Origin of the sequence: Streptomyces sp. NPDC005962 (assembly GCF_040629205.1) — a bacterium.
Classification (GTDB): Bacteria; Actinomycetota; Actinomycetes; order Streptomycetales; family Streptomycetaceae; genus Streptomyces.
On record NZ_JBEXVE010000016.1, the window covers coordinates 96,361 to 116,545 of the forward strand.

General features: G+C 71.7%; 17 protein-coding genes. 12 read left to right on the forward strand and 5 right to left on the reverse strand.

Features of this window, described 5'->3' with window-relative positions:
* The first annotated feature begins 1 nt into the window (after position 1).
* From ABZ370_RS25440 to ABZ370_RS25470, 7 genes are all read left to right on the forward strand, one after another.
* Complete coding sequence (locus ABZ370_RS25440; RefSeq protein ID WP_358625073.1) at positions 2-883, forward strand: carbohydrate ABC transporter permease; 882 nt, start codon at positions 2-4, stop codon at positions 881-883.
* Positions 880-2,304 carry an ADP-dependent glucokinase/phosphofructokinase gene (locus ABZ370_RS25445; protein WP_358625075.1) on the forward strand — a complete coding sequence of 475 codons (1,425 nt, stop codon included), beginning with the start codon at positions 880-882 and terminating at the stop codon, positions 2,302-2,304. The genes ABZ370_RS25440 and ABZ370_RS25445 overlap by 4 nt, the downstream gene beginning before the upstream one ends.
* Positions 2,291-3,304 (forward strand): tagatose 1,6-diphosphate aldolase, encoded by a 1,014-nt coding sequence (locus ABZ370_RS25450; protein ID WP_358625077.1) that lies wholly within the window; start codon positions 2,291-2,293, stop codon positions 3,302-3,304. The genes ABZ370_RS25445 and ABZ370_RS25450 overlap by 14 nt, the downstream gene beginning before the upstream one ends.
* Before the next feature lie 1,166 nt (positions 3,305-4,470).
* Positions 4,471-5,490 carry a class I mannose-6-phosphate isomerase gene (locus ABZ370_RS25455; RefSeq protein ID WP_358625079.1) on the forward strand — a complete coding sequence of 340 codons (1,020 nt, stop codon included), beginning with the start codon at positions 4,471-4,473 and terminating at the stop codon, positions 5,488-5,490.
* A gap of 102 nt (positions 5,491-5,592) precedes the next feature.
* Positions 5,593-6,285 carry a TetR family transcriptional regulator gene (locus tag ABZ370_RS25460; protein WP_358625081.1) on the forward strand — a complete coding sequence of 231 codons (693 nt, stop codon included), beginning with the start codon at positions 5,593-5,595 and terminating at the stop codon, positions 6,283-6,285.
* A complete protein-coding gene (locus ABZ370_RS25465; RefSeq protein ID WP_358625083.1) occupies positions 6,282-6,482 on the forward strand; it encodes a ferredoxin in 201 nt (66 codons plus the stop codon). Before ABZ370_RS25460 ends, ABZ370_RS25465 begins: the two co-directional genes overlap by 4 nt.
* A 57-nt stretch (positions 6,483-6,539) precedes the next feature.
* Positions 6,540-7,775: a cytochrome P450 gene (locus tag ABZ370_RS25470; protein WP_358625085.1), complete on the forward strand. Its 1,236-nt coding sequence runs from the start codon at positions 6,540-6,542 to the stop codon at positions 7,773-7,775.
* Here ABZ370_RS25470 and ABZ370_RS25475 read toward each other — a convergent pair.
* Genes ABZ370_RS25475 through ABZ370_RS25485 form a run of 3 tightly spaced genes read right to left on the reverse strand, consistent with a single transcriptional unit; the run spans position 7,742 to position 10,072 of the window.
* On the reverse strand, positions 7,742-8,023 hold the full coding sequence (locus ABZ370_RS25475) for a non-oxidative hydroxyarylic acid decarboxylases subunit D (protein WP_358625087.1): 282 nt from the start codon (positions 8,021-8,023) through the stop codon (positions 7,742-7,744). The two genes, ABZ370_RS25470 and ABZ370_RS25475, sit on opposite strands and share 34 nt — an antisense overlap.
* A 31-nt stretch (positions 8,024-8,054) precedes the next feature.
* Complete coding sequence (locus ABZ370_RS25480) at positions 8,055-9,479, reverse strand: non-oxidative hydroxyarylic acid decarboxylases subunit C (RefSeq protein ID WP_358625089.1); 1,425 nt, start codon at positions 9,477-9,479, stop codon at positions 8,055-8,057.
* A 20-nt stretch (positions 9,480-9,499) separates the two neighbouring features.
* Complete coding sequence (locus ABZ370_RS25485) at positions 9,500-10,072, reverse strand: non-oxidative hydroxyarylic acid decarboxylases subunit B (protein ID WP_358625091.1); 573 nt, start codon at positions 10,070-10,072, stop codon at positions 9,500-9,502.
* Between the two features lie 122 nt (positions 10,073-10,194).
* Between ABZ370_RS25485 and ABZ370_RS25490 the strand changes: the two genes are divergently transcribed.
* The 4 genes from ABZ370_RS25490 to ABZ370_RS25505 all read left to right on the forward strand — a co-directional run bounded on the left by ABZ370_RS25490 (position 10,195) and on the right by ABZ370_RS25505 (position 15,677).
* Positions 10,195-11,085: an AraC family transcriptional regulator gene (locus ABZ370_RS25490; protein ID WP_358625093.1), complete on the forward strand. Its 891-nt coding sequence runs from the start codon at positions 10,195-10,197 to the stop codon at positions 11,083-11,085.
* Between the two features lie 75 nt (positions 11,086-11,160).
* Positions 11,161-11,988: an FAD binding domain-containing protein gene (locus ABZ370_RS25495; protein WP_358625095.1), complete on the forward strand. Its 828-nt coding sequence runs from the start codon at positions 11,161-11,163 to the stop codon at positions 11,986-11,988.
* Positions 11,985-14,702: a molybdopterin cofactor-binding domain-containing protein gene (locus ABZ370_RS25500; protein WP_358625097.1), complete on the forward strand. Its 2,718-nt coding sequence runs from the start codon at positions 11,985-11,987 to the stop codon at positions 14,700-14,702. Before ABZ370_RS25495 ends, ABZ370_RS25500 begins: the two co-directional genes overlap by 4 nt.
* A 3-nt stretch (positions 14,703-14,705) precedes the next feature.
* On the forward strand, positions 14,706-15,677 hold the full coding sequence (locus tag ABZ370_RS25505; protein WP_358625099.1) for an antibiotic biosynthesis monooxygenase: 972 nt from the start codon (positions 14,706-14,708) through the stop codon (positions 15,675-15,677).
* A gap of 41 nt (positions 15,678-15,718) precedes the next feature.
* Here the strand turns inward: ABZ370_RS25505 and ABZ370_RS25510 are convergent, their stop codons facing one another.
* On the reverse strand, positions 15,719-17,770 hold the full coding sequence (locus tag ABZ370_RS25510; protein ID WP_358625101.1) for a phosphocholine-specific phospholipase C: 2,052 nt from the start codon (positions 17,768-17,770) through the stop codon (positions 15,719-15,721).
* Between the two features lie 172 nt (positions 17,771-17,942).
* Between ABZ370_RS25510 and ABZ370_RS25515 the strand changes: the two genes are divergently transcribed.
* Positions 17,943-19,061, forward strand: coding sequence for a CapA family protein (locus tag ABZ370_RS25515; RefSeq protein ID WP_358625103.1), 1,119 nt, complete (start codon positions 17,943-17,945; stop codon positions 19,059-19,061).
* 13 nt (positions 19,062-19,074) lie between these two features.
* Here ABZ370_RS25515 and ABZ370_RS25520 read toward each other — a convergent pair whose 3' ends face one another.
* Positions 19,075-20,178, reverse strand: a complete 1,104-nt coding sequence (locus ABZ370_RS25520) for a lysylphosphatidylglycerol synthase transmembrane domain-containing protein (RefSeq protein WP_358625105.1) — start codon at positions 20,176-20,178, stop codon at positions 19,075-19,077.
* Between the last annotated feature and the right edge of the window lie 7 nt (positions 20,179-20,185).

Consider the following 20,185-nt stretch of genomic DNA (forward strand, 5'->3'; position numbering starts at 1 on the left):
CATGACCGCCATCCCCGCGCCCGTCCCCGCCGCGCCCGCCGCCCTCCGGGCCCGCCGCCGGGCGGTCACCCGCCGGATGCTGTTCCGGCTGGCCGTCACCGCCGTCGTCGTATGGTCCCTGGCGCCGTTCCTGTGGCAGCTCAGCACCTCGTTCCAGCGGGACCGCGACCTGTCCTCGGTGACCCCGCACTGGCTGCCCGTCCCCGGCACGCTGGAGCACTACCGGGCCGTCTTCACGGACTACGAGTTCGGCAAGTACCTGGCCAACAGCGTCATCGTCACGGTGACCGCCACCGCGATCGGGCTGCTGCTGGCGGCCCTGGCCACCTACGCCCTCGCCCGGCTGCCGGTGCCCGGCAAGGGCGTGGTCCTCGCCGTCGTCCTCGGCCTGTCGATGTTCCCGCAGATCTCGATCGTCGTCCCCCTCTATCTGGTGCTCAACTCGCTGGGGCTGCTCGACACCTATACGGGTCTTTCCGGTTCGTACGTGGGACTCGCGCTGCCGCTGATGATCTTCGTCCTGTACGCCCACTTCCGCTCCCTGCCCACCCAGCTGGACGAGGCCGCGGCCATCGACGGCGCCGGACTGCTGCGCACCCTGCGCAGTGTGATCCTGCCGCTCGCGCTGCCCGGGATCGCGGCCGCCGGAATGCTCGGTTTCATCACCAACTGGAACGAGTTCATGCTCGCGCTGGCCTTCACCTCCTCGCCCGAGCACCAGACCGTGCCGGTCGGCATCGCGGGCTTCCAGTCCCAGTACTTCGTCCCCTGGGGCGACATGGCCGCCGCGTCCGTCGTGGTCACCCTGCCGCTGGTGCTGATCGTCATGCTCTTCCAGCGGCGCATCGTCGCGGGCGTCACCTCCGGGGCGGTGAAGGAGTGACCGCCCGCACCGGCCTCTCCATCCCGCGCGTCGTCGCCCGCGACGAGCTGTGGGCCGAGCGGTACCGCGCGCTGGCCGACCGGGTCCGCGCCCGGGCCCGGCAGGCCGCCCCCGTACTGGCCGGGTTCAGCGCCTGCGTCGACCACGTCCGCCGGATGGACCCGGACCGGATCGCCGCCCTCGCCGCCCAGGTCCCCGTGGTCGGACCGGCCGGTGAGATCGCCGCCGAGGTCATGGAACGCCTCCGCCACGGCCGTGGCGGCGAGATCGCCCTGCCGTGGCCCGGCGGCACCGACTGGGTGGGCACCCTGCTCGGCGCGCCGGACCGGGTGCAGCTCGGCGGCACCGGACCGCAGGCCGCCTGGGCGCTCGCCGTGCTCGGCGCGCCCAGCGTCGTCCCGCTGGCCGACCGCAGTGCGCAGCAGCTCGCGGTGCTCCACCCCGACGTGACGCTGTGCACCGCGGACGGCACCGCCTCCGCCGGGCGGCTCGCGGGTGCCGGACGGCTCGGGGGCGCCGATCGTCTCGGGGACGCCGAGCGCCTCGCGGGTGCCGACGCTTCGGGCGGCCCCGGCGCGGACGCACCCGTGGCCCGGCCCGGCGCGGCCAAACAGCCGCACAGCGTCCTGGAGTTCGCCGCGGGCACCCCCGCGCCCGGACTGCCCGGCGGGCTGCCCCGCTCCTCCCGGATCATCCTGCGGTTCGTGGACGACGGGATCGAGCGCGACGAATGGTTCGCCGCCCGCTCCGGCGAACTGGCCCGCACCGCCGCGGCCGGGCTGCTGTCCGGCATGAACGGGCTGCCCGAGGACGGCACCGGGACCGCCGACCGGGCCTGGCTCGCCGACGTCGTCCGCGCCTGGCGGGACGGCGGACTGCCGCTGCTCCACCTCGAACTCGCCGAGTTCGCCAGCGTCCGCGCCCTGCGCGCCGGATGCGAGGAGTATGCCCCGCTGGCCGACTCCGTCGGCATGAGCCTGTCCGAACTCGCCGCGCTCGCCGGTCCCTCGGCCCGCACCGCGCCCGTCGCCGCCGCGGCCCAGTTCGCCTCCGCGTACCACCTGGACCGGGTGTGCGTGCACGCGGACGGCTGGGTGCTCGCCGTCCACCGCGGAGACCCCACCGAACAGCGGACCGCGCTGATGACGGGCAGCCTGCTCGCCGCCGCGCGGGCCGCGCGCGGCGCCCCCGCCGCCGACCTGGAGCCGCCACCGGCGGCCGACTACACCGAGGACCGCCCGGCCGACGGGCCGCTGGGGGAGGGGCTGCGCGCGGACTGCGTCCCCGCGCCCCACCTCAGCCACCCCACGGCCACCATCGGCCTCGGTGACACGTTCGTGGGCGGGCTGCTGCTCGCCCGCTCGCTCCACTCCGGCTCTGCCCGGACCCGTATCCGAAAGGACCCCGATGACCACGCCTGACCTGACCACCGACCCGGGCAAGCTGCGCGGACTGACCCGTGTGACCAGCGAGGACGGGTTCTTCCTGATCTGCGCCCTCGACCATCTCTCGGACTTCGCCGAACTGCTCGCCCCGGACCCCTCCACGGTGGGCTTCGCGGACGTGGTCCGGGCGAAGGACGCCGTCATCCGCGCCGTCGCGCCCAGCGTGACCGCCGTGCTCCTCGACGCCCACTACGGCGTCGGCCACCTCACCGCGAGCGGCGCCCTGCCCCGCGACGTCGGCCTGATGGCCAGCATCGAGGACGAGGACTACAGCATCCCCGACGGGCCACGCCGCACCCGGCACCGCGACGGCTGGTCCACCCGGCAGATCAAGCTGGCCGGGACCGATGTGGCCAAGCTGCTGTGGTGGTACCGCCCGGACGGCGACGCGGCCACCGCCGAACACCAGCGGCAGGTGGTACGCGACCTGGTGGCCGAGTGCGCCGAGCTGAGCCTGCCGCTGGTCGTCGAGCCCATCTGGTACCCGCTGCCCGGTGAGGACCCGTCCTCGGCGGAGTGGAAGGAGCACCGGGTCGCGGGCATCATCCAGTCGGCCGTGGAGGCCGACCGGCTCGGAGTCGACATGCTCAAGGTCGAGTTCCCCGGCTACGTCGACACCGAGCGGGGCCGCGAGGCGGCCGCCGCGGCCTGCAAGGAGCTGGACTCCTCGGTGCACGTGCCGTGGGTGATCCTGTCCGCGGGCGTCGGCTACGAGGACTTCCGCACCCAGGTGCGGATCTCCGCGCAGGCCGGGGCGTGCGGCTATCTGGCGGGCCGGTCCATCTGGCGCGACGCCGTCTCCACCCACGACCCGGCCGAGCGCGCCGCGGGCATCGAGCAGGCCCGGGGACGCCTCGACGAGCTGAACGCGGTCATCCGCGAACACGGCCGCCCGTTCCTGCCGGGCCGCTCCCTCGACCAGGCGCTGGACCGCCTGCCCGAGGGCTGGTTCCACGACTGGCACCCGGCCGTCTGACGCCCGTCGTGAACCTCGGGGGCGCCTCCCGGACCCCGCCGGGCCCAACAAGCCTCCCGGCCCCCGCCGGGAGGCGCCCCCACGAGCCAGCCCGCCGGACACGTCGCGGAGGTGCCCCACGTGCCCGCCCCGGCTTCGGCCGGTGCGTGTCCGCGCTGTCCGCGTTGCCGGACTCTGTGCGGGAGGGCGTTCCCGGTCGCGCGCTGCCCCGGCTTCGGCGGGTACGTGTCCCCGCTGGCCGCGTTGTCGGACGCGTGCGGGAGGTGCGCCCACGAGTCCGCCCCCATCGCGCACGCCTGGCCACGGCCGAGCGCCCGGGCCCGCCCCCGCGCGGACGCCCCGGACTCGGCCCGGGGTGTGCCCCGCGTGTCCGCTCCCGGCTTCGGCCGGTGCGTGTCCCCGCGCGCCGCGTTGCCTGGTTCGTCCGGCCCGTTCCCGAGCTCCGTGCGGGAGGCGCCCCGCGCGGCGGCCCCTCCGCCTTGGGGTGCACGCCCCGCGCTTCCGCCCCCGCTCGCTGCGTTGTCGGGGAGGTGCCCCGCATGTCCGCCCCCGGCTTCGGCTGGTGTTGTCCCCGCGCGCCGCGTTGCCGGACGCGTGGGGGAGGAGCCTTCGCGAGGACGTTCCCGATCGCGTGCACCCCTGGCTACGCCGCGAGCCCGGGCCCGCCCCCGGGCTCCGCGCGGGAGTCCCCCCGCGTGGACGCTCCTCCGCCTTGGGACGCACGCTCCCCGCGCTTCCGCCGGGAGGTGCCCCCGCTCGCTGCGTTGTCGGGCTCGTCCGAGGGGGCCCGCCCCGGACTCGGCCCGGGGTGCCCCGCGTGTCCGCCCCCGGCTTCGGCCGGTGCGTGTCCCCGAGCTGCGTTGTCTGGTTCGTCCGGCCCATTTCCGGGCTCCATGCGGGAGGCGCCTTCGCGAGAGCGATCCGATCGCGCGAACCCCTGGCTACCGCCGAGCGTCCGGGCCCGTCTCGGGCTCCATGGGGGAGGCGCCCCGCGCGGACGTCCCTCCGCCTTGGGGCCCCCGCTGGCTGCGTTGCCGGGCTCGTCCGGCACGTTCCCGGACTCCTGCGGGGACGACCCGCAGCCTCGGTACGGGGCCGTCCAGCCCCCGGCTACCGTCCGGCCCCGAGCCCTCAGTACGGTCGTACCCCACCGGGAGATGTTCTGCATGACCGCCGCACCCATCCCGCTGACGCCCAATCAGCCGCGTTCCTTCTACCGTGACTCCGGCGCCATCGCCCGCTTCCGGCGGACCGCGCCCGGCGGTGACGGTTACCGGCCCGAGGACTGGGTCGGCTCGACCACCTCCCGCTTCGCGCGGTCCCCGGCCGGGCTGTCCACGCTGCCCGGCGGGGCCCGGCTGGCCGATGCCGTGGCCGCCGACCCGGTGGCGTGGCTGGGGCCGGAGCACGCGGCGGCGTACGGGGCCGACACCGGGCTGCTGGTCAAGCTGCTGGACGCCGGTCAGCGGCTGCCCCTGCACACCCACCCCGACCGCGCGTTCGCCCGGGCGCATCTGGGCAGCGCGCACGGCAAGACCGAGGCCTGGTACGTCCTGGACGCCGCCCCCGGGGCCGAGGTGCGGATGGGCTTCGACCGCGACGTCACCGCCCGCGAGCTGGCCGCATGGGTCGCGGCCGGGGACGCGGGCGCGATGCTGGACGCCGTCCACCGGGTGCCGGTCGCCCCCGGTGACGCGCTGCTGTGCCCGGCGGGGATGCCCCACGCGATCGGGGCCGGGGTGCTGCTGGTGGAACTCCAGGAGCCGACCGACTTCTCGGTGCTGCTGGAGTGGGAGGGCTTCGCGATCGACGGCGCCGCCGAGGGCCATCTCGGCCTCGGCTTCGACCTGGCGCTCGGCGGAGTCGACCGCCGGGGCCTGTCCGCCGCCGCGCTGGACCGGCTGCGCGGCCCGGGCGCGGCGGCCGGGACCGGGAGCGTGCTCCCGCCGGACGCCGACCCGTACTTCCGCGCCGAGCTGTGCCGGGGCGACCCGGCGACGACGCTGGACGCGGGCTTCTCGGTACTGGTCTGCCTCACCGGAGCCGGGACGCTGACCTGCGACTTCGGTCCCCCGCTCGACGTGGCGGAGGGGCAGACCGTGCTCCTCCCGCACGCGGCGGGGCCCCTCGGGCTGTCCGGCCCGGTGACCGCCCTGCGCTGCCGCCCGCCCGCGCCCGGGCGCTGAATCCCGCCGCAGGGCATCAGTTTCTTCAATCAGTTGCTTTATTTAATTCACGTGTTTTAACGTGGCTTCCACAGCTCAGCACGATCGAGTGAGGAGGCCACCGTGGCCGGTGCCCAGGGCAGGACCGCGCAGCCAGACCGCGCCGCCGAGACCCGCGAGGCCATCATGGCCGCGGCGGAGCGGCTCTACGCCGAACACGGCCTCGTCGCGGTGTCCAACCGGCAGATCAGCGAGGCGGCCGGGCAGGGCAACGTCGCCGCGGTCGGCTACCACTTCGGCACCCGCGCGGACCTGGTGCGCGCCATCATGCGCAAGCACTCCGCGGCCATCGACGCCATCCGGCAGCGGATGCTGGACGAGACCCGCGGCAGCCAGGAGGTCCGGGACTGGGTCGCCTGCCTGGTGCGGCCCGCCCCCGAGCACCTGGCCACCCTGGGAGTCCCCTCCTGGCACGCCCGGTTCGCCGTACAGGTGATGACCGACCCCGTCCTGCGCGCGATCGTCACCGAAGAGGCCCTCTCCCGCGAGCCCCTGTGGGAAATCCTCCAGGGGCTGGGTAACTGCCTCGGCTCCCTGTCCGCCGACACCCGGGCCGAACGCGGCGACATGGCCCGCCAGTTGATCACCCACACCTGCGCCGAACGCGAGCGCGCCCTCGCCGACGGTGCCAGTACGCGCCAGCCGTCCTGGGACGACACCGCCGCCGCGCTGACCGACGCCATCACCGGGCTGCTCCTCGCCCCCGTCACACCCCGTCCCAGCCTTCGTCCCACCGCCAAGGAGAACCAGATATGAAGATCACCGTTGATGAAGCGAAGTGCTGCGCCGCGGGCCAGTGCGTGCTGCTCGCACCCGAGGTGTTCGACCAGCGTGACGAGGACGGCATCGTGCTCCTGCTCGACGCCGAGCCCGCCGAGGAGCACCACGCCGCGGTCCGCGAGGCCGCGGGCGTCTGCCCGACTCTCGCGATAGACGTGAGCGGGACCGCGTGAACGCGCCTGCCGTCGGTGTGTGACCACACCCCCCTGACCGCCCACCGGAGGAAGACCATGACCACCGCACCCGTGGCCGACGACACGTCGGCCGAGATCCCCCAGTTCCCCGCGCCGCGCGCCGCCGCCTGCCCCTTCGACCCGTCCCCCGAACTGCGCGGCCTGGCCCAGTGGGGACCGCTGACCCGCGTCAAGTCCTGGGGCGACAGCACCCCGTGGGTGGTGACCGGCCACGCCGAGCAGAAGACGCTGCTCTCCGACCCCCGGCTCAGCGCGGACTTCTCCCACCCCGGCTTCCCGAGCCCCGTCGACCACTCGGGCGGCGAACACGGCGCCACCGACCTGAGCTTCGTCGGGATGGACGATCCGGAGCACGCCCGGCTGCGCCGCATGGTCAGCGGCGCGTTCACCATCAAACGCGTCGAGGCGATGCGCCCGGTCGTGCGGGAGATGGTGGAGGACTTCCTCACGCGCATGCTGGCCGGGCCGAAACCCGCCGACCTGGTCCAGGCCCTCGCCCTGCCCGTCCCGTCCCTGGTGATCTCCGAACTGCTCGGCGTCCCCTACGACGACCACGAGTTCTTCCAGACCAACAGCAAGGTCCTCGTCTCCGCCGTGGCCACGCCCCAGGAGCGCCAGACCGCCCACGGCAACCTGAGCGGATACCTGGACCAGCTCGTGGACGCCAAGCTCGCCGAGCCCGGCGACGATCTGCTCTCCAGCCTCGGCGAGCAGATCAAGGCCGGTGAGCTGACCCGCCGCGAAGCGGTCGCGATGGGCGTACTGCTGCTCCTCGGCGGACACGAGACCACCGCGAACATGATCACCATGGGGACGCTGCTGCTGCTCGAACACCCCGACCAGCTCGCCCGGGTCCGCGACACCGACGACCCCAAGGTGATCGCCGCCGCGGTCGAGGAACTCCTGCGCTACCTCAGCGTCGTCCACCTCGGACGCCGCCGGACGGCACTGGAGGACATCGAGATCTCCGGCCGCACCATCCGGGCCGGGGAGGGAGTGATCCTGCTCGGCGAACTGGCCAACCGGGACCCGTCCGTCTTCCCCGACCCCGACCGGCTGGACATCGCCCGCGACGCCCGCCACCACCAGGCCTTCGGCTCGGGCACCCACCACTGCCTCGGCCAGCCGCTGGCCCGCATGGAACTCCAGGTGGTCTACCCGGCCCTGCTGCGCCGCATCCCCACGCTGCGCCTGGCGACGGAGCTGGACAAGATCCCCTTCAAGTACGACGCGGTGATCTACGGCGTCCACGCGCTCCCGGTCACCTGGTAGTCCGCCACCAGCGGCGGTACGGCCGGAACCTCCGGCGCGGCGGCGATGTCCCCGGGCGTCATCTTGAACGCCTCGGGGTAGGCGTCGCGCCGGGTGCGGCGGGCGGGTTCGCTGGTGCGCCACATATAGAGGCACCGCGAACACTGGAGCACTTCCCAGACCCCGGGGACGGGCGAGCTGAAGATGTGCCCGATCGTCTCGTGGGCGCAGCGCGGGCACAGGGGAGTAGTCTCGGGCAGCTCTGACATCTCGTTCCTTCCGTGTCGTCGTCAAGAGTGTTCAGCGGGCGGCGGCGAGCTTCCGCAACCGGGTCAGCCACTCGGCCGCCTCGGGCAGATCGTGCACCTGGGCGCCGTAATTGCCGCGGTTGTCGGGGGAGACGGGGGTGGTGGCGTCGATGACGAGCTTGTCCGTGATGCCGGGGGTGCGGGCCTGCGGGGCCAGTTCGAGCACCGGGAGGCCCGGGACCTGGATCAGATCGCCGTCCGGGTTCATCTTGGTGGACAGCGCCCACATCACCTGCGGCAGATTGAACGGGTCGACGTCCTCGTCCACCACGATCACGGTGGCGGCGTAGCCGAGCCCGTGCGGGGTGGTCAGCACCCGCATGCCGACGGCCTTGGCGAAACCGCCGTACCGCTTCTCGGTGGAGACGATGACGACCAGCCCGTGGGTGTACATCGCGTTGACCGCCCGCACTTCGGGGAAGTCCCGGGTGAGCTGCTTGTACAGCGGCACACAGGTGTTGGCGGCGATCAGGTAGTCCACCTCGGTCCACGGCATGCCCAGGTAGAGGTGTTCGAAGACCGGGTTCGTCCGGTACGAGATCCGGTCGACGCGGATGACCGGCATGGTGCGGCCGCCGGAGTAGTGTCCGGTGAACTCGCCGAACGGGCCCTCGATCTCCCGCTTGCGGCCCTCGACGACCCCTTCGATCACCACTTCGCTGCCCCACGGCACGGGCAGCCCGGTGAGCGGGGCCGTCGCGAGCGGGGCGGGCGCGCCGCGCAGGGCACCGGCCAGCTCATACTCGTTCTGGTCGTACTCCATGGGGGTGGAGGCGACGATGGAGATCACCGGTTCGTTGCCGAGCGCGATGGCCACCGGCAGGTCCTCGCCCCGCTCCTCGGCGGTGTGCAAGTGCTGCGCGATGTCGTGCATGGGCACCGGCTGGATCGCGAGCGACCGCCTGCCCTTGACCTCGACGCGGTAGATGCCGACGTTCTGCTTGCCGCTGTGCCCGGGGTCGGCGGGGTCCTTGGAGACGACCGCGGCCTTGTCGATGTAGAAGCCGCCGTCCCCGTCGTTGAGCCGGATCAGCGGCAGCACCCGGAAGATGTCGGCGTCCTCGCCCTCCAGGGTGTTCTCGGCCCACAGGGGGTTCTCGCGCCACTGAGGGGCGACCGGGAAGGCGTCCCAGCGGCGGATGAACTCCTCGACCTGCTCCTTGGTGCCGGTCTCCTTGGGCAGGCCGAGGGCGAGCGCGTGATTGGCCCAGGAGCCGTGCACATTGAGCGCGATGCGGGCGTCGGTGAAGCCCTTGATGTTGTCGAAGTACAGCGCGGGGGCCTGGTCGCCCAGCCGTGGGGCGGCGTTGGCGGCGGCGGCGATGTCCGGCTCCGGCATCACCTCGTCGGGGACGCGCAGCAGCTGGCCCTCTTTGTCGAGGGCGTCGAGGAAGCCACGGAGGTCGTCGTAGGCCATGGGAACTCCTTGATCGTGGGTCAGTGCGCGGCGCGCATGCCTGACCAGCGCTTGGCGGTGGGCGCGGGCAGGTCGAACTGGTCGAGCAGCCGGGCCGTGATGTGGTCGACGATGTCGTCCACCGACCGCGGGTGGTTGTAGAAGGCGGGCATGGGCGGCACCATCCGCACCCCCATCCGGGACAGCGCGAGCATGTTCTCCAGGTGGATGTCGCCGAGCGGGGTCTCCCGGGGCAGCAGGACGAGCCTGCGCCGTTCCTTGAGGACCACATCGGCGGCCCGGGCGACCAGCCCTTCGGCGTAGCCCGCGCGAATCCCGGCGAGCGTCTTCATCGAGCACGGCGCGATGATCATGCCGTCGGTCCGGAAGGAGCCGGAGGAGATCGTGGCGCCCTGGTCCCCGGGGGAGTGCGTTTCGTCGGCGAGCGCCGCCACGTCGCGGGCGGACCGGCCGGTTTCCAGCTCGATCGTGGTCCGGGCCCACCGGCTGAGCACGAGATGGGTTTCCACGTCGGGCAGGTCGGCCAGCGCCTCCAGCAGCCGGATGCCGAACACGGCACCCGTGGCTCCCGTCATGCCCACGATCAGTCGCACGGCGGCACGCTCCCTTTCGCCGGAATGGGTGGATGGAGGACTCTTTCGGTCACCGCGTCCTCGGTTCGTATGCCACGCTAGATTCGATCCGGAGTTATGCGGCCGTACACCGAGGACGCGCTATGGACAGAAACGGACGCACTGAGGTCACCGAGGTCCCGTTCCGGCCCTCCGTGGGCGCTCCGCCGGGGGCGGCGGTGCTGGACTTCCCCGGCCTGCTGGCCCGCGCCCGCACCCATGGCCTCGACGTCTGCGCACCGATGCGGCTCACCTTCCACCAGCTGATCACCGTGCGCTCCGGGACGCTCCGCTGCTCGGTGGACTTCACCGAGCACGAGCTGACCGAGGGGAGCTGGATGTGGGTGCGGCCCGGGCAGATCCATCAGTTCCGCTCCGGCCTCACCGCCGCCGAGGGCGCCGTCGTGCTCTTCCCGCCCGGCTATCTGGACGCCGCCACCACCACCGCCGCCCGGCTCGACCGGCACATCCGGCAGGTCCCGCTGGTCCCCGAGGGCGCCGCCGCCCACGCCGTACGCGGCATCCTGGACCTGCTGGAGAGCGAGCGCCGGGTGATGGCCGGGCCCCTGGAGGCGCATATCGAGGCAGTGCGCCATCTGGTGGCCGTGCTCGTGCTGCGTCTGGCCCATCTGCCGGGCGCGGAGAGCGGGAGCGACACCGGCAGTGAGGCGTTCCGGCGGTTCCGGCGGGCGGTGGAGCGCGACTTCGCCCGTACGCACCGGGTCGAGGACTACGCCGCACAGCTCGGCTACAGCGTCCGCACCCTGACCCGGGCCACCCGCGACGCCGCCGGGTGCGGCGCCAAGCGGTTCGTCGACGACCGGGTGCTGCTGGAGGCGAAGCGGCTGCTGGTGCACACCGATCTGTCGGCCACCGCCATCGGGGAGCGGCTCGGCTTCCCGGACGCCACGGTCTTCACCAAGTTCTTCCGCCGCCGGGCGGGCGAGACCCCGGCGGGCTTCCGGGCCCGCACCACCGGTACCGGAGGCCAGTAGACCGTTCAGCGATATACTTGAGAGTAATAACTGCGTCCGGGGGTCCTTTCTCGATGAGAAGGGAGATCACTTCCCATGGACCTCAACACCATCTCCGAAGTGATACGGCGACCGTCCGCCAGGCCGGGCGCGGACTGGCGAGAAGGCGATGCCTGGCTCGCGGGTGGCACCTGGCTGTTCTCCGTGGAACAGCCAGATCTGCGCCGCCTGATCGACCTGACAGCACTGCGGTGGGCTCCCCTCGTCCCGAGTAGCGCGGGCCTTGAAATCGGCGCCACGTGCACCATCCGCGATGTGTATGCCTTTACGCCGCCGGATCATTGGATCGCGGGCGGCCTTTTCGCGACGAGCTGCGAGGCGTTCCTGTCGTCGTTCAAAGTCTGGAACGCGGCGACTGTCGGCGGCAATATCTGCATGTCTCTGCCCGCGGGTCCCATGATCACGCTGGCGGTCTCCCTGGAGGCACGGTACGAGCTGTGGGCTTCCGACGGGTCCGTGCGAGCCGTCGACGCCGCCGACTTCGTGACCGGGGACCACCAGAACATCCTCGCCCCCGGGGAGATCCTCCGGCGCGTCCACATTCCGGCGCGCGCTCTGGAGAAACGCACCGCGCACCGGCGCTTCACGCTGACCCGCCTCGGCCGCTCGACGGTATTCCTCATCGGGACGCAAACGCCGGGAACGAGCGACCTGCTGCTCACGGTGACGGCCGGTACGACCCGGCCGGTGCGCATCGCCTTCGACGCGATGCCCGACGCACGAAGCCTGGGGCGGCGTATCGACGCCATTCCCGCCGATATCTGGTTCGCCGACCCCAATGGCACCCCCGGCCACCGTCACCATCTGACACGGCACTTCGCCGAGGACATTCGCCGCGAACTCATGGCTGGGAGCCCGGCGTGACGTACATCGTGAACGGGAAGACCTTCGACGACGAGCCGGACCCCGGCCAGTGCCTGCGCACCTTTCTCCGCTCACTCGGTCACTACGGTGTCAAAAAGGGCTGCGACGCGGGCGATTGCGGGGCGTGCACGGTGTGGCTGGACGGTCATCCGGTACACAGCTGCATCACCCCCGCATTCCGCGCGGACGGTGGTGAGGTGACGACGATCGAGGGTTTGGGGGCGCCCGGTGATCTGCATCCGATGCAGCGGCAGTTCCGTGACGCACCGGGATTCCAGTGCGGTTTCTGCACCGCTGGAATGATCATGACGTCGGCGGCGCTCACCGAGGACCAGAAAGGGGACCTGCCGCGCGCGCTGAAGGGCAACCTCTGCCGCTGCACCGGCTATCGGGGCATCGAGGACGCCGTGAAGGGCGTCGCCGGAGTGGAACGGGCCGTGCCGGGAGAGGCTGTCGGTACGAGCGTCGGCGCACCGGCGGCCGACGACGTGGTGACCGGTTGCGCCGAGTTCACGATGGACACCCACATCGAGGGCATGCTGCACCTCAAGGTGCTGCACTCCCCGCACGCGCACGCCCGGATCGTCTCGATCGACAAGACCGCGGCCCTCGCGGTTCCCGGTGTGCATCGCGTCTACAGCTGGGAAGATGTGCCGCGCAAGCGTTTCACCACGGCGATCCACACCGACCACCTCGTCGATCCGGACGACACCTTCGTCCTCGACGACACGGTGCGCTTCGCCGGACAGCGCGTCGTCGCGGTGCTGGCCGACACCGTCGGGGCCGCGGAAGAGGGCTGCCGAAAGGTCGCCGTCGAGTACGAGGTGCTGCCCGCGGTCTTCGACCCGGAAGAGGCGATGGCCGAGGGATCGCCCCAACTCCACGGCACGCACGATCCGTTCATCCACGACCCCGTGCGCAACATTCTGTTCGAGATCCACGCGCATATCGGGAACGTCGACACGGGGTTCGCCGAAGCCGACGTGATCCACGAAGGCACCTACTCCTCGCCGCGAGTGCAGCACGCCCACCTCGAAACCCATGGCTCGATCGCCTGGATGGAGCACGGCCGCCTGAACGTCCGCACCAGTTCGCAGTCGCCGTCGATCGCGAAAGCCAAAATCGCCTACCTGTACGGTCTCCGTCCCGACCAGCTCCGGGTGTTCTGCAAACGTGTCGGCGGCGGTTTCGGCGGTAAGCAGGAAGTGATCTCGGAGGATCTGGTCGCGCTCGCCACCCTGGACACCGGACGGCCGGTCTGCCTCGAATACACCCGCGAGGAGGAGTTCACCACGGCGTCGCCACGGCATCCGATGACGCTGACGGTCAGGCTCGGCGCGAAGGCGGACGGAACGCTCACGGCGTTGCAGGTCCGCAATGTGTCGAACACGGGCGCTTATGGCAACCACGGCGGTGAGACGCTGTACGCGGGCGGCGCGGCCGTCATGATCTATCGCTGCCCCCATAAGAAGTACGACGCGTTCTCCGTCTATACCAATACCGTTCCGAGCGGGGCGCTGCGTGGTTACGGGATGACGCAACCGGCGTTCGCCGTGGAATCTGCGATGGACGAACTGGCACACGCGCTGCACATCGATCCGCTCGAACTGCGGAGGCGCAATGTCGTGCGGCCGGGCGATCCGCTCATCGCCCTGCACGACGGCCCCGATGACGTGAGGTTCACCGAGGACGGAATCGTGCGGTGCCTCGATATGGTGGGCGAGGCCCTGGCGCGTACCGCCGATGATCCGCCGCCGGGCTCCGAATGGCTCGTCGGCACCGGTGTCGCGAGTTCCCTGCACGAGACCGCGCCGCCGACCGAGCACATCTCCGAGGCCTGGGTCACGCTGGGGAACGACCTTGTGTACGAGGTGGCCGTCGGAACCGTCGAATTCGGCGAGGGCACCTCGACCGCGCATGTCCAGCTCGCGGCCAACCAGCTCGGCACGACGCCGTCGCGGATTCGCCTGGTGCAATCCGATACCGATCGCACCGGATTCGACACCGGTGCCTTCGCGAGTGCGGGACTCTTCGTGTCGGGCAACGCGGTGCTGCGAGCGGCCGAAGCCGTGCGCGACCGCATCCTCGCATTCGCCGCCGCGCAGACGGGTGCCGAGCTCACGGCGTGCCGAATGGACGACGCGGGGGTCGTCTGCGGCGAGCAGCATGTGTCGCTGGACGAACTCGTCGCATCCGCCCGGGCACGCGGAATCCGGTTCACCGCCGCCCGCAAGGCCTACGGCTCACCGCGAAGCGTCACCTCCAACGCGCAGGGGTTCCGCATCGCGGTCCACCGGGTGACGGGTGAGATCCGTATCCTGCGCAGCGTCCAGGCGGCCGATGCCGCCGTCGTCATCAATCCCGCGCAAGTCCGGGGCCAGGTGGAGGGCGGGGTCGCCCAGGGGATCGGCTTCGCGCTGACCGAGAACCACCATCTCGACGCGGACGGCGTCATGGCCAACCCGAACCTCCGCAACTATCGCATCCCCACCTACGCCGACATTCCCCGCACCGAAGTGCTCCTGGTGGACTCGGCGGATTCCTTCGGGCCCCTGCGGTCGAAGGGGATGGCGGAATGCTGTATCAACCCGGTGGCCCCCGCGCTGGCGAACGCGCTCCACGACGCCACTGGTATGCGCTATCGCGCCCTGCCACTGACCCCGGAACGGATCTACCGTCGGCTCAACGAGAACCAGTCGGTGCCGAGGGAGTGAGCGATGAACACCGAACATCTCGAGGACGCCGCAGCAACGGTCATCATCGGCCAGAAAGTCGTGCCCGGACGGGGGCGTGAGTACGAGGAGTGGCAGCAGGATCTCAACGCCGCTGCCGCCGACTACGCCGGGTACCTCGGTGCCGAGATCTCCCCGCCGACACTCCGGCAGACCGACTGGGTCGTGGTCTACCGATTCGATTCGATCGCCCATCTGCAAGCGTGGATGAACAGCGCGACCAGGCAGAGGTTCCTCGACACCGGCAGCGAATACTTCGACGGTCCCGCGACCCAGCAGGTCATCAGAGGCGGCACCCAGCCCGCGGACCCGCTGGTCACCGTAGTGGTCACCCACCGCGTCCACCCGGACCATGTCGACGGCTTTCTGGAGTGGCAGCGCCACCTGAACGAGGAGGAAAGCAAGTTCGAAGGATTTCGCGGAACCGAGCTCTTCCGCCCGATCGAGGGGCTTCAGGACGAATGGACCACGCTGTACCGTTTCGACGACGCCGAGCACCTCGATGCCTGGCTGACGTCGGCCAAGCGGCGTGAAGTCCTCGCCGAGGGCGAGAAGTACAAGGATTTCGAACTGCGCACGATCGACAACTCGTTCGGCAGTTGGTTCGCCTTCGAGGAGAACGGCAAGGAGGCGCCGCCGCCCTCCGAAACCAAAACCGCCGTCGCGGTCTGGGTCGGCCTGTACCCGACCGTCGTGCTGCTGACGCTCGCGCTGTCTCCGTTTCACATGCCGATCTGGCTCGGGTTGCTGGTGGGGAATCTGCTGTCGAGCTTCATCATGAGTTTCCTGACGATGCCCTATTACGTGAACCGGCTGCTCAAGCGGTGGCTGCGGCCGTCCCCGGCGCAGTCGGCGGCGAAGACCAACCTCATCGGCCTCGGCGTCGTCGCCGCGGTGATGGTGTTCTGGGCCGCGGTCTTCTACGTCGTGACGACCCAGATCTGGACGTTGCCCTGACGGCGGCGCCCCGAGCCCGGGGCGCCGCGTCAGGGGGTGGTTCAGCCGGGGCTGAGCCCGGGGTCGCTCAGCCCCGCGCGGCCCGTCTCGACATGGCCCGCGAGCCGGTACGTGAAGGCGCGGTCGTGGTCGGAGACCACCGTCAGGTCGTACCACTGGTGGTTGCGGCGCAGATCCGCGGTGTGCGTCGCCCGCGCGCCCGGGCGCAGCCGGTAGGTGTCCGACTGCCCGTCCAGATGGCCGTCCTGGACGGTGAGCCGCACCGTGGTGCGGCCCGGGTTGGTGAGGGTCAGCCGCAGCTGCCCGGTCCTGCCGTCGTGCCGCGCGTTCACCTGCGGGCCCGTGCCCGTGAGCTCCCCCGCGAAGCGCCGCAGGAAGCCGTCCGGGCCGTGCACCTCGATGTCGTAGCCGTTCGTGCCCGGCGCCGCCCTCCACTCACCGGACAGCCGCTTGCCCGCCTCGACGGTGTACCCCCACGGGCCTCCCGGATGGCTTGAGGAGGTGACGTGGAAGTGGGCGCCCGCCCGGCCGTGGCTGGCGAAGTCGACGCGCAGGGTGCCGCCGCCCGCGGTGGCGTCGGCGGACAGGTCGTACGGCAGCGGCCGGGTGGGGCGCCGTCCGGACTCCTGCCGGGGCAGGGCGGGCTCGGCGGGGACCGTGGGCACGTAGTCGGGGTGCCGGTTGTGGTCCTTGGGGAGGTAGCCGCTGGTGTCCGGCATGGACGGCATGCTCGGGTCGGTGCGTCCGAAGTCGAACGCCGCCGTCAGATCGCCGCACACCGCGCGCCGCCACGGCGAGATGTGGGGCTCCTCGACGCCGAACCGCCGCTCGATGAAGCGCAGGATCGAGGTGTGGTCCAGGGTCTGCGAGCACACATAGCCGCCCTTGCTCCACGGCGACACCACGAGCATCGGGACCCGCTGCCCCAGCCCGTACGGACCGGGCCCTTGCGAGGAGGAGCCGGGGAACAGCTCGCCGGAGGTGGTCACGGTCGACGCGCCGCGCCCGGGGGAGGGGGCGTACGGCGGCACGATGTGGTCGAAGAAGCCGTCGTTCTCGTCGTAGGTGAGGAGCAGCGCCGTCCGGCTCCACACCTCGGGGTTCGAGGTCAGCGCGTCCAGCACCTGGGCCACGTACCAGGCGCCGTAGTTCGCGGGCCAGTTGGGGTGCTCGGTGAACGCCTCGGGCGCCGCGATCCAGGACACCTGGGGCAGCGTCCCGGCCTTCACGTCCGCCTTCAGCCGGTCGAAGTAGCCCTCGCCCTTCCGGGCGTCGGTGCCGGTGCGGGCCTTGTCGTGGAGCGGGCTGCCGGGCGTGGCGCTGCGGTACTGGTCGAAGTACAGCAGCGAGTTGTCGCCGTAGTTGCCCCGGAAGGCGTCCTCGATCCAGCCCCAGCCGCCCTTGGCGTCCAGACCGTCGCCGATGTCCTGGTAGATCTTCCAGGAGACCCCGGCCTTCTCCAGCCGCTCCGGGTACGTCGTCCAGCCGTATCCGGCCTCCGCGTTGTCGAGCACCGGGCCGCCGCCCGTCCCGTCGTTGCCGGTGTAACCGGTCCACATGTAGTAGCGGTTGGGGTCGGTGGAGCCCAGGAACGAGCAGTGGTACGCGTCGCAGATGGTGAACGCGTCGGCCAGCGCGTAGTGGAACGGGATGTCCTCACGGGTGAGGTACGCCATCGTCGTGGCCGACTTGGCGGGCACCCACTTGTCATACGCGCCGTCGTTGAGCGCGGCGTGGGTGTCGCCCCAGCCGTGCGGGAGGTCCCGGAGGAACTGCAGGCCCAGGTCGTCGGCGTCGGGCCGGAACGGCAGGATGTCCTTCGTCCCGTCGGACTGGTGCCACACCGGCTTGCCGCCGGGAAGGCTCACCGGCCGCGGATCGCCGAACCCCCGGACCCCGCGCAGAGTGCCGAAGTAGTGGTCGAAGGAGCGGTTCTCCTGCATCAGGACCACGATGTGCTCCACGTCGCGCAGGCTGCCGGTGCGGCGGTTCGCCGGTATCTCCGCGGCGCGCGCGATGCTCGTGGACAGCAGGGACATGGCGCTGGTGGTACCGGCCAGTTGCATGAATCTTCGACGGTCCATCGATGTCATGAGAATCCGGTCTCCTGTGGCGTCCGAAGTGGAGCGGGCAACCGGGGCAGTGTCTTCCGCCCGGCCGACGTCTACAACGGCATGCGGAAGAAACGGCGGAAAAGCCTGGTTGAACCTTGGACGCGACATTCCCGACGGGCAGCGCGTTCGGGCGGCGCATTAACGTGGAAGCATGCGTGGCGACGCGGTGACGCTGTTCCTCTGCGGCGATGTGATGCTCGGCCGCGGTGTCGACCAGATCCTGCCCCACCCCGGCGATCCGGCGCTGCGGGAGCCGTACATCCGTGACTCCCGGACCTATGTCGCGCTGGTCGAGGAGGCGAGCGGCCCCATCCCGCGCCCGGTCGGCTTCTCCTGGCCGTGGGGAGAGGCGCTGCCGGTGCTCGACCGGGCGGCGCCCGATGTGCGGGTGGTCAACCTGGAGACGAGCATCACCCGCGGTGGCGCGTTCGCACCCGGCAAGGAGATCCACTACCGGATGAGCCCCGCCAACCTCCCCGGCCTGGCCGTGGCCCGGCCCGACGTCTGCGTCCTGGCGAACAACCATGTGCTGGACCGCGGACGCCCCGGCCTCGACGACACCCTCGACACCCTGGCCGCCGCCGGTATCCGGGTGGCGGGCGCGGGCCGGGACGTGAGGGCGGCACGCCGCCCCGCGGTCGTCCCGGCCGGTGACCACCGGCGCGTCCTGGTCTTCGCCTGCGGGACCGCCTCCAGCGGCATCCCGCCCGGCTGGGCGGCGGGCGGCGACCGGTCCGGCGTCGACCTGGTGTCCGAGTACGCGGCCGGTGACGCCGCCGCGCTCGCCCACCGGGTACGGCAGCTCAAGCGGCCCGGCGACATCGCCGTGGTCTCGATCCACTGGGGCGGCAACTGGGGATACACCGTCCCCGAGGATCAGATCCGCTTCGCCCACGCCCTGATCGACGGCGGCGTGGACCTCGTCCACGGCCACTCCTCCCACCACCCCCGCCCCCTGGAGATCTACCGCGACAAGCTGGTCCTCTACGGCTGCGGCGACCTCATCGACGACTACGAGGGCATCGAAGGCTACGAGCGCTACCGGGACGATCTGCGGCTGCTGTACTTCGCCACGCTGCGGCCGGACACCGGCGCGCTCCTGACCTTGCGGATGGTGGTTCTCCGGGCCCGGCGGATGCGGCTGGGCCGCGCCCCGCACGAGGACGCCCTATGGCTGGCCCGCACCCTCGGCCGCACCGGCTCCGCCCTCGGCACCCGTATCGGCCTCGGCCGCGACGACGTACTCACCGCGCAGCGCGCCGAGTCGTGAGCCGCCCGGGCGATCAGAGGATTTTGGAACGGACCAGGGCGCCCAGCACCAGCGCGCCCGGGACCAGCGGAAGCCACAGGGTGATGAAGCGGTAGGCGAGCACCGTGGAGGTGGCGGCCGCGACCGGGGCGCCCGCCGCGACCAGCGCGATCACCAGCGCCGCGTCGACCGAGCCGATGCCACCGGGGGACGGGACGACGGCGGCCACCGCCGAGGCGGCCAGATAGGCGAGCATCACATGCGGCGGCCACACGTCCAGCTCCAGCGCGAGCGCCACCGCCACCAGACCGGACGCCTGGAGCAGCGGGAACGCCAGCGAACCGCCCCACAGGGCCAGCGCCCGGGACGGCCGCAGATGCAGGGAGCGGGCGTCGGCCAGCGCGGTGCGCAGGAAGTCACGGATCATCCGGCGCACCCGGCGGATCAGCAGCAGCCCCGCCACCAGGACGACCGTCCCCGCGACCGCCGCCCACACCACCAGTCCGGCGGTCCGCTCCGGCAGCAGCGGGCCGACGCGCAGTGCCTCCGGGAAGGCGGTGAGCAGCACGAGCAGCAGCCCGATCCGGGTGACGGCCTCCGCCAGGAAGTACAGGGCGAGCGCGGCCGAGGAGCGGGCGGGGGTCAGGCCGCAGCCCGTCATGAAGCGGATGTTGACCGCGCTCGCCCCGATCCCCGACGGCAGCAGATGGTTGGCGGCGCCCGCGGCGAACTGGGTGGCGAACAGCCGCCTGGCCGGAAGCCGTTCCAGCACCGTGCCCTGCCGGGCGAACGACACCGCGACCCAGCCGAGCCCCGTCGTCGCGACCGCCGTCAGCAGCCACCACGGGTCGGCGGTGAGCATCTGACGGGCACCGGAACCGATCAGCGACCGGTGCTGCACCACCCAGACGGCGACCGCGACCAGCGGCACCAGGCACAGGATCTGGCGCAGCGGAAGCCGCCGGTACAGGGGACGGGACGCGGTCTCCCGGAGGGACGAGGTTCCCTGGAGCGGCGCCGTTCCCTTGAGCGGCGCGGTCTCCTGGACGGGCGCTGTTCCCTGAAGGGGCCCCGTTCCCGGGAGCGGCGCCGTTCCCGGGAGGGGCGCCGTCTGCCGTATGGGTGTGCTTGGTCGCATCGTTTCC